The organism is Syntrophomonas sp. UBA1041, assembly GCF_002316705.1.
GTDB lineage: Bacteria > Bacillota > Syntrophomonadia > Syntrophomonadales > Syntrophomonadaceae > DTU019.
The window spans coordinates 18,481-21,202 of record NZ_DCEA01000014.1 but is presented as its reverse complement, the minus strand read 5'-3'; the positions used below and the strand labels follow the sequence as shown (position 1 = coordinate 21,202).

Here is a 2,722-nt window from a genome sequence, read left to right as displayed (position 1 = left end):
AAAACCGTCGGAGCCTACTGGATAATTCGTTCGGTCCGCAGCTCAGGAGTGATTTTCGGGTTCAGACTACTGGTACCGGGCTTGCACCGTCCCCGGCTCGCTAAAACGTTCACCTTGAAACGTACTCTCTCCGTCAATGCCTTTGAATATTAAATTATAAATAAATATACAGATTTAACCGTGTTTTGTCAATCACTGTATACATTGAATTAGCTTTAATGAAAAGGAATAGTATGATTCCCGATCAGGTTGGCATTCGAAGATCAGCGTAGGGACATGCTATCTTGGATGGTATAATAAAATAGAATAAGAAAGCAACAAGAATACCTCTTGTTTCCTTCGGGAAACACATCGAAGGACGGATAACTACTACTGGTACTGCTAGGGAGGTGACAAACTCATTGATTATTTACACGAAAACCGGCTGCCCTTACTGTGAGGGAGCAAAGCGGCATTTTACCGCCCAGGAAATCCAATTCGAGGAAGTTAATCTATCGGTTCACCGGGAAAGAATCCAAGAGATCAAGCAACTCACAAACAACACCATGGTTCCGGTCATAGTGGATAATGGACAGGTTACAGTTGGTTTCAACGGCGGAGGTTGAGGTGTGTAAATGACCGTCTGTAAGACGGCCGAAACCAGTGCTTTTTCAACCGGCAAACAGCCCAAATATGCCCGAAAGCCCAGGACTGCTGGGCTTTCTTTCGTATATAATTATATATTTAAAATTGACTCCACTGCAAAAACCCTTTTTGTTGCATAAGGGTTGCATGAATATACAAAACGAGCGTTGGCAGAGGTGAAGGCAGGCGGTCGAAGACCGCCCTTTACAATGCCTTGCAGTTGCTATTAAGGTTCAATTAATCCTCCCGCTTGTCACCTAAAAAGAAAAGAGCCACAGTTCCAGGACCGGTATGAGAACCAATTACGGTACCAACACTATTTATCATTACACGCCCATTGAGTAAAGGAAATCTTTTCTCAACTAAATCAGCTACCTTACGTGCATCGTCATAACAAGCAGAATTAGATATAATGCACTTCCCTGAATAATTTATGCCATCTTTTGCATGTATCTCCATCATACGCACGATTTCTTTAATTACTTGTATTTTACCATGAATCTTCTTGCGAGGAATAAGTTTTCCTTCATAGTTCATATTTAACAGTGGGCAAATATTAAGCAAACTCCCCACAACCGCAGATGCAGCTGATATACGCCCGCCGCGTTTATAATGGGTAAGATCCGTAGAGAAAAACCAATGATGAAGATTAAGCTTATTTTTCTGAAGCCAATTATATACTTCTTCAAGTGTTTTTCCATTATCCCGCATATCCGCCGCCATGTCTGTAAGCAAGCCATATCCCGAGGATGCTCCCAGGGAATCTATAATCAGGATTTTTCTATCAGGGTATATCGATAAAAGCTGCTCTCTGGCAATATTTGCAGAATTATAGGCCCCCGATAAGCCAGAAGAAAAGGAAATGTGGAGAATGTCTTTTCCTTCCTTTAAAAAAGGGTCGAAAAAATCTATATATTGTCCCACATTTACCTGTGATGTTGTAGGCATTGAACCTGCGGCAATTCTACTATAAAATTCTTCGAAGGATATAGTTTCGCCCAAATCATCCAGATATTCCTGTCCGTCCAAAATATAATGAAAGCATACAAATGGAATATTTCTTATTTTAAAATAGTTATTAGGCATATCTGCTGTAGAGCAACAAGTTAAAACATAATTTATCATATCACACTCCCCCATACATCTTGTTAATTTAACATAAATAAAACGCCAAGTGTATTTGGTCCACAATGAAAGAAATTTTACGCCTGGCACGTGTAACAAAGTTCCTTAAAATCATACATCTCTTCTTCAGTTCTTTTAACAAGGTCAATGTTTTCAGAAGAGCGGCCTTGAGTGGGTAATAAAAACTCTGTCGGGTTTTATGTCAGTCAAGTTATTTAGTTTATCCATAGTATAGCATTTTAGAACACTGGGAAAGGTACTCTTTGTATTTTTTCCCATCTTTATTTTAATCAAGAAAGGTCTTTCGCAGAAACTGGGCTCGCCTAATTCAAAGATTTATCATACCGATTCATTACTCTGTCCCAAATTATTGATGGCGGACGATCTGACCCGCCTGGCTTACACCATCAAACTGAGCCGCAAAACGCTGGGAATTATTTCATTTGGCTTTCCCGGGCATGAAAACGCCCCCCATTTTTTTCATTATGGAGGGCATTTATCATGACATAGAAAATCCAATCAAATTAGAACCATTTATCAAAAATCATGTTCTGTCCAAATGTCTTAGCTCTTCTTGAAATCTTTTTTCTTCCGGCAATAAATCAATAGCTCTGTAATACGCGTTTTTCACATCTCCCATAGGCGCTTTCAACCATTTCAGCACCCTCCCCAAATCACGCCATGCCCATGCATGACGCATAGGCGGGGCTTCCATTTGAATTACCCGTTCCAGTAAATCGCGGGCCTCCATTAATAAGCGACGATTTGTGTCCCGCCGGTAATTATCTTTTCCGCTTCTGTTAATCCACAAATTACGGGCGATATCTATTTTCGTTTGAGCAAACTCATGCAAAGCCCGCACATCGGAAAGAACTGAATCACCGGCCCGTTCAAAATAATTGTGTGCCATCTTTTGATTTCCTAATCGACGAGCTAAAATCGCTGCATCAAAAGCATCAGCCGATGACAATAA

The 2,722-nt window shown here is 40.6% G+C and carries 3 protein-coding genes; 1 reads left to right on the top strand and 2 read right to left on the bottom strand.

The genetic code is table 11. The features are described from left to right. Window positions 1-401 precede the first annotated feature (401 nt). Entirely contained in the window at window positions 402-605 is a 204-nt protein-coding gene (locus B2633_RS03280; RefSeq protein ID WP_276618772.1) for a glutaredoxin family protein, read from the top strand. A gap of 256 nt (window positions 606-861) precedes the next feature. Here the strand turns inward: B2633_RS03280 and B2633_RS03275 are convergent, their stop codons facing one another. Next, window positions 862-1,749, bottom strand: a complete 888-nt coding sequence (locus B2633_RS03275; protein ID WP_276618767.1) for a DegV family protein — start codon at window positions 1,747-1,749, stop codon at window positions 862-864. 544 nt (window positions 1,750-2,293) lie between these two features. After that, window positions 2,294-2,722, bottom strand: a 429-nt coding sequence (locus tag B2633_RS03270) for a hypothetical protein (protein WP_483169113.1), incomplete at its 5' end; no start/stop codon positions are given.